7 protein-coding genes and 1 pseudogene are annotated in these 7,094 nt (G+C 37.7%); 3 read left to right on the top strand and 5 right to left on the bottom strand.

The annotated features are described in order from the left end of the window. Positions 1-619: pseudogene (locus B176_RS21215) on the bottom strand (hypothetical protein); the annotation flags it as partial. A 218-nt stretch (positions 620-837) separates the two neighbouring features. Between B176_RS21215 and B176_RS0113565 the strand changes: the two are divergent. Beyond that, the gene (locus tag B176_RS0113565) at positions 838-1,593 is read left to right on the top strand and encodes a lytic transglycosylase domain-containing protein (RefSeq protein WP_040540500.1); all 756 of its coding nucleotides are present in this window, start codon (positions 838-840) and stop codon (positions 1,591-1,593) included. Between the two features lie 149 nt (positions 1,594-1,742). Here the strand turns inward: B176_RS0113565 and B176_RS0113560 are convergent, their stop codons facing one another. From B176_RS0113560 to lepA, 4 genes are all read right to left on the bottom strand, one after another. Then, positions 1,743-2,096 (bottom strand): VOC family protein, encoded by a 354-nt coding sequence (locus tag B176_RS0113560; protein WP_017259365.1) that lies wholly within the window; start codon positions 2,094-2,096, stop codon positions 1,743-1,745. A 20-nt stretch (positions 2,097-2,116) separates the two neighbouring features. Then, entirely contained in the window at positions 2,117-2,593 is a 477-nt protein-coding gene (locus B176_RS0113555; protein ID WP_017259364.1) for a YehS family protein, read from the bottom strand. 73 nt (positions 2,594-2,666) lie between these two features. Next, a complete protein-coding gene (locus tag B176_RS0113550; protein WP_017259363.1) occupies positions 2,667-3,548 on the bottom strand; it encodes a bifunctional 5,10-methylenetetrahydrofolate dehydrogenase/5,10-methenyltetrahydrofolate cyclohydrolase in 882 nt (293 codons plus the stop codon). Between the two features lie 195 nt (positions 3,549-3,743). Beyond that, entirely contained in the window at positions 3,744-5,528 is a 1,785-nt protein-coding gene (lepA, locus tag B176_RS0113545; protein WP_017259362.1) for a translation elongation factor 4, read from the bottom strand. 400 nt (positions 5,529-5,928) lie between these two features. Here lepA and B176_RS0113540 point away from each other — a divergent pair, with 400 nt between their 5' ends. Beyond that, complete coding sequence (locus B176_RS0113540; protein WP_237739833.1) at positions 5,929-6,591, top strand: tRNA1(Val) (adenine(37)-N6)-methyltransferase; 663 nt, start codon at positions 5,929-5,931, stop codon at positions 6,589-6,591. Beyond that, positions 6,591-7,085 carry a metallophosphoesterase family protein gene (locus B176_RS0113535; RefSeq protein WP_017259360.1) on the top strand — a complete coding sequence of 165 codons (495 nt, stop codon included), beginning with the start codon at positions 6,591-6,593 and terminating at the stop codon, positions 7,083-7,085. The genes B176_RS0113540 and B176_RS0113535 overlap by 1 nt, the downstream gene beginning before the upstream one ends. Positions 7,086-7,094: the final 9 nt, after the last annotated feature.

Below are 7,094 nucleotides of genomic sequence, written 5' to 3'. Positions count from 1 at the left end.
TATCTCCAGAGCCTTCTCGCTTATCGCCGTAAGGTTTTCTGTCGCCGTAAGAACTTCCGCTATCGCGAGTTCCGTAAGGCTTTTTATCTCCAGAGCCTTCTCGCTTATCGCCGTAAGGTTTTCTGTCGTCGTAAGAACTTCCGCTATCGCGAGTTCCGTAAGGCTTTTTATCTCCAGAGCCTTCTCGCTTATCGCCGTAAGGTTTTCTGTCGCCGTAAGAACTTCCGCTATCGCGAGTTCCGTAAGGCTTTTTATCTCCAGAGCCTTCTCGCTTATCGCCGTAAGGTTTTCTGTCACCGTAAGAACTTCCGCTATCGCGGGTTCCATAAGGTTTTCTATCTCCAGAACCTTCTCGCTTATCGCCGTAAGGTTTTCTGTCGCCGTAAGAACTTCCGCTATCGCGGGTTCCATAAGGTTTTCTATCCCCAGAACCTTCTCGCTTATCGCTATAAGGTTTTCTGTCCTGGCTGAAGCTAGAATCGTCTTTTCTGAATTTTGAAAAAGGTGGGTTGTTACTGTCTTCGCGATTGGATCTGCCGGTAGATTCAGATCTGTCAGACTTTTTGTGGTCTCTTCCGGAGTTGTCATCGCGACTGTTCCTGTCTTTATTAAATGGCATGGTCTTATAAAATTAATACCTGTTTTAAGGGGGACAAAGGTACTAAAATGTTTAAGATTACGATAGCTTTATTTAGGAGTTTTAACAGTTGTTTATTGACTTTGCGAAAGCTTGATTTAAAGCTTGTTACGCACCGTTTTTCGTAACTATTTGATAATCTGATAAATAAAGCTTACCTTTGCCGAGCTTTTTTATTAAGTGGAAATAAAGCAAGAATTATGAAGTTAAAATACATAGTTGCTTGTACCCTAATGTTAGTTTTTTGTGTACTCACAAAAATGTTTGGTTACAGCTATTCCAGTACAATTAGTAAGGCGATTGTTCCAAGTTTAAAATCGGTAAGAACTATTGCCGAAAATGATTTCTTAAACCATTTGGAATTTGCTAATGAACTGTTGCCTTCTGGCGATAAACGCATAAACAAGAAAATGAAAACAGCGCTTAGAGCGCACTCATACCGACAAATGCAAACGCTTAAATTACACCAAAGATCTGAGGTGTGGTTTCCTGTTATCGAACCTATTTTGAAGAAATACGGTGTTCCAGATGATTTTAAATACATGCCTTTGGTAGAAACCGGAATGAAGCGAGGTTTATACTCGCCAAAAGGTGCTGCGGGAGTTTGGCAGTTTATGCCTCAAACAGCTAGAGATTATGGTTTAACAGTCAATGATCAGATTGATGAGCGCATGGACGTTCGTTTAGCTACCGTTGCAGCTGCCAAATATCTTAGAGATCTGCATAAGCAGTTTAATAGCTGGACTTTAGCTGCTGCTGCATATAATGGTGGAGAAGGCCGAATGCGTAGGCAGATTAAGAAACAAAATCAAGACGATTATTTTCAGCTGGATTTAAACCACGAAACAGGTAAGTATGTTTACAGTTTGATTTCCATGAAACAGGTTATTGAACATCCTGAGGATTATGGTTATAAAATCAGTAATCCGAGGAAGTTGATGGCTTACCAGGATTAAGGTTTTATTAAATCGTACTGATAGAGAAAACGCAAGCTAAGCAAGAACCTCCTTCATATCGACGATAGGAGACATCTCATCCATAGGTTGCAGTTTAATAATAGCAGATTTACGTATAAGATTTTTCTTAAATGTGATGAATTGAGCGATTATAAGAACTCAATCAGCTCAAATCGGTTACCAAAAGGATCTTTAAAAAACAGGCGTTCCCTTCCTTCTATTTTTGTAGAGTAGGAGATTTCGATTCCTTTTGATTCTAAAAAAGTTTTTGTGGCTTGTAGATCCGTTACTTCGAACGCGGGATGCCTTTCAGATAACCCGAGTGGGGCTTCTTCCGTAATGTGTAGTTCTATCTCGGCTATTTTAAACCAGAGCGCTTTAAAAGGTCTGTCACCTAAAACTACAGGTAGTTCTAAGGTGTTTTGATAGAATTCTCCAGCTTCCTCCAGTTTACCGATGGGTACATTTATTAAAATGTGATCTATTTTTTTAAAAGGGATCATAATCAATATTTTAACGTGGCTTAATCCTCAGCGTCTTTCTCGCCTCTAAATTTAATCTGGATACCGTGGATAAAATTTCGGAGAATTTGGTCTTTACAAGGTCGGTATTGATTCTGTGTTGGGTTTCTGAAGAAAGCGCTGAGCTCATGCTTGCTGATTCTGAAGTTTACCAAATCTAAAGCCTCCACAATATCCTCATCCGTAAATCCCAAAGCAATTCTCAGTTTTCTGAAAACAATATTATTATTTAATTTTTTTTCGGGCTTTGGTTGTTCACCTTCTTTTTTACCTCTTTTTATATTGATAAAACCGTTTAAAAATACAGCTAAATCAATATCATAAATAGGTTTATAATCCGGCTGATCGTCTTTTTTTAACCATTCGCTAATTTCTGCCCGCGTAACTTCTTTATCAGCAGAAGCAAAAATCTGAATCATTTTGTCGTCATTCAGTTCAAAAGTGTAACGCAATCGGCGTAAAATATCGTTGTTGGTCAATTTTTAAAAGTAAAAAGTTGAAAGTAAAAAGTTGAAAATCCCTCAGGACCTAAGCCTTAAAGCACAAACCTTTCTAAGAATAAAATTCTTTCTTCGCTGCTGAAAGTGTGTTTCTTAATAAACTTACAATCGTCATTAAACCTACGCCACCTGGTACTGGAGTAATATAAGAACACTTTGGAGCTACGTTTTCAAAATCAACATCTCCAAAAAGTTTATAACCAGATTTTGTTTTGTCTGATGTTTCACGATTCATCCCAACATCAACCACTACAACACCGTCTTTTACCATATCGGCAGTCAAAAAGTTCTTTTTGCCAATGGCTACAATAATAATATCAGCTTTAAGTGTTAATTCTTTGATGTTTTTGGTTCTGCTATGCGTTAAAGTGACTGTTGCGTTTCCGGGGGTTGCATTGCGAGCCATCAAAATACTCATTGGACTACCTACAATATTACTTCTACCAATTACCACACAGTTTTTGCCAGCAGTTTCAATTCCGTAAAATTCAAGCATCAGCATAATCCCGAAAGGAGTTGCAGGTAAAAAGCAAGGTAAGTTTCTTTGCATCCGTCCTAAATTAATAGGGTGGAAGCCATCAACATCTTTTTTGTAATCTATGGCTTCGGTAACTTTTTCTGGATCGATGTGCTTTGGCAAAGGTAATTGAACAATAAAGCCATCGATGGAAGTGTCCTTGTTCAGTTCTTCAATTTTAGCCAAAAGTTCAGCTTCGGTCACTGTTTCATCATATCTAACCAAAGAAGATTTAAAACCCACTTTTTCGCAGTTGCGCATTTTGCTGGCTACGTAGGTTTCGCTACCACCATCATTGCCCACCAAAACTGCAGCCAAATGTGGTTTTCTGCCTGTTTTCTCAAGCATTTCTGCTGCTTCAACCGCAATTTTTTTCTTTAATTCTTCTGATACGTATTTTCCGTCGAGTAATTTCATTTGGTATCAATATTTTTGTATCAAGTATAAAGACCTTATAAAATATCTTTTCAAACTCTTTACATGTTTATAATAGTATCAAGATTTTAGTACCAAGTATTAAGACTTTATAAATGGTCTCTTTAAACTCTCAAAAGTACTCTTCAAATATCCGTTCAGCTCTTGATGCTTGCTACTTGAGTCTTGCGACTAAATTTAGTCTAATTTCAAAACCGCCATAAACGCCGATTGTGGAATCTCTACGTTTCCAACTTGGCGCATGCGTTTTTTTCCTTTTTTCTGCTTTTCTAATAATTTACGTTTACGCGAGATATCACCACCGTAACATTTTGCGGTTACATCTTTACGTAAAGCTTTTACGTTTTCACGAGCGATAATTTTAGCACCGATAGAAGCTTGGATGGCAATGTCAAACTGCTGTCTTGGAATTAACTCTCTTAACTTCTCGCAAATGCGTTTACCAAAATCGTAAGAATTACTTCTGTGGATTAAAGAGGAGAGCGCATCAACGTGTTCGCCGTTCAACATAATATCCATTTTTACCAAATCAGATTGTTTAAAACCAATTTGATGATAATCAAACGATGCATATCCTTTAGAAATTGTTTTCAGTTTATCGTAAAAGTCAAAAACAATTTCGCCCATTGGCATTTCAAAAATCAGCTCAACCCTGTCAGCAGTTAAATAATGCTGATTGGTGATCATCCCTCTTTTTTGGATACAAAGCGACATTACGGGTCCAACAAACTCGGCCTTTGTAATGATGTTTGCTTTTATATATGGTTCTTCTACAAACTCCAGTTTTGATGGGTCTGGCAGTTCCGAAGGATTATTTACTGTAAATGGGTCTCCTTTAGTAGTATGCGCAATATACGACACGTTAGGGACAGTGGTAATTACCGTCATGTCGAACTCACGTTCCAAACGTTCTTGGATAATTTCCATGTGCAACATTCCTAAGAATCCGCATCGGAAACCGAAACCTAAAGCTGCAGAAGATTCTGGTTCAAACACCAAAGAAGCATCATTCAGTTGCAGTTTATGCATCGCTTCACGTAGCTCTTCAAATTCATCGGTATCAACTGGGTAAATGCCAGCAAAAACCATTGGCTTCACCTCTTCAAAACCTTGAATTCCTGGAGCTGGCCTGTCTCTTAATATGATAGTGTCACCAACTTTAACCTCTCTGGCTTCCTTAATTCCAGAAATAATATAACCAACATCACCTGTTTTTACACTTCCTTTCGGAGTAGGATTTAACTTTAAAACCCCAACTTCATCGGCAATATATTCTTTACCTGTAGCAACAAACTTTACGCGGTCGTTCTTTTTAATCTCTCCGTTTAACACTTTAAAGTAAGCGATAATTCCACGGAACGAATTAAAAACGGAGTCGAAAATCAAAGCCTGCAATGGAGCATCTGGGTCACCAACTGGAGCAGGAACTCGCTCAATAACCGCAGTTAAAATATCTTGAATTCCTAAACCGGTTTTACCCGATGCTGGAATAATATCTGAACGTTCACCACCAATTAAATCAACAATCTGGTCTTTTACCTCTTCGGGCATCGCCCCAGGCAAATCCATTTTGTTTAAAATCGGTATAATAACCAAATCCTGTTCTAAAGCTAGATACAGATTGGATATGGTTTGCGCCTGTATACCCTGAGAAGCATCCACAATCAGTAGCGCACCTTCGCAGGCCGCAATAGAACGCGAAACTTCGTAAGAAAAATCTACGTGTCCAGGTGTATCAATAAGATTAAGAATATATTCCTGACCTTCGTGGGTATAATTCATTTGGATGGCATGACTTTTTATGGTGATGCCTCGTTCACGCTCTAAATCCATGTTGTCCAACAATTGAGCTTGCGACTCACGCTGGGTAACAGTGGCAGTGAACTCCAATAAACGATCAGCAAGAGTACTCTTCCCGTGATCTATATGTGCAATAATGCAGAAATTACGTATATGCTTCATTTGAAACGCAAAGATAGATTTTTAAGGAGAAATATACTTAACAATTTTGTGTTGTGTAAAAAGCGCCAATTTTGTTGTTTGCATCTTGATTCCTCGATATTAACTCTCTTCTTTTTTTGTTAATTAGGGCGCTTTAACACGCCTTTGCTAAATCTTTTTTGTGTCGCCCCGAGCGGAGTCGGAGGACAAAAAAGGATGTCACTTCAATCCTTAGCAAATAATCTACATCAAGCCAATTAATCTTTAGAGCAAGCTAATCCATATGTTTTGTTCAATCGCATTCATATTTATTCTTGATACTTGCATCTTAACTCTTACGTTATCCTTTTAATTCAATAATTTTGCACCTATGTCTTTGTTCCATTTTAAGCAGTTTGTAATAAATCAGGAAGGTTGCCCAATGAAAATAAACACTGATGGTGTTTTATTAGGGGCAATGTGCGATTTGCATGGTGCGAATAAAATATTGGACATAGGAACGGGAACAGGTGTAGTTGCTTTGATGTTGGCACAAAGAAAGCCCCAAGTTTATGTTGACGGTATTGATATCGATGAAACTGCGTTTGAAAAAGCGAACGCAAATTTTGAGAATTCAATTTTCAACAATCATTTAAAAGCATATCATCACAGTTTTAAGGCATTTTTTGAGTTGCATCCAGAAAATAGGTATGATCTAATTGTTTCCAATCCGCCTTTTCATTTAAACGCCTTGCAATCTCCAAAAGAAGCTCGGAATATTTCAAAACATACTGATGAAACTTTTTTTTTGGATTTATTGATGCTTGCCAAAAATCATTTAACAGCTGATGGGACGTTAACTCTGGTTTTACCGGTAGAAATTTCTTTAATGCTACAGACTACCGCCAAAGATTTTGGTTTGTATCCTAAGCATTGCATCAAAATAAAATCGTATCCAGACAAAGCACACATTAGGCACATCATTACTTTTACTCGGAATAGCAATAATGAACTGTTATTTGACGATTTCTGTATTTACGCTTCGCAAGGAGAACATTCATTACAATATAAAGCAACTTTAAAAGACTTCTTTACGATTTTTTAATGATAAAAATAGGATTGATTTCAGATACACACAGCTATTTAGATGATGCTGTTTTTAAATACTTTGATGATCGGGATGAAATTTGGCATGCTGGCGATTTTGGGACTTTAGCATTGGCAGAGCAATTGGCTGCATTTAAACCGCTGAAAGGAGTTTATGGTAATATCGACGGAAAAGATGTTAGGGAAGTGTATCCAGAACATCTAAGATTTAATGCAGAGGATGTGGATGTTTGGATGACGCATATTGGTGGATATCCGGGCAGATATTCCTCAAATGTAAAGCCAGATATTTACACTAAGCCACCGGATTTGTTTATTTCTGGGCACTCGCATATTCTTAAAGTTATTTACGATAAGAAAATACAATGCTTGCATATTAATCCCGGTGCGGCTGGAAAACAAGGTTGGCACAAGACCAGAACTTTAATTAGATTTAGTGTTTCTGAAAATAAAATTCATACATTAGACGCCATAGAATTAGCAAACAGATAGCGTAAAAAT

The organism is Pedobacter arcticus A12 (assembly GCF_000302595.1).
Lineage (GTDB): Bacteria > Bacteroidota > Bacteroidia > Sphingobacteriales > Sphingobacteriaceae > Pseudopedobacter > Pseudopedobacter arcticus.
The sequence above is the reverse complement of the archived record's forward strand: the minus strand, read 5'-3'. Positions and strand labels throughout refer to the sequence as shown.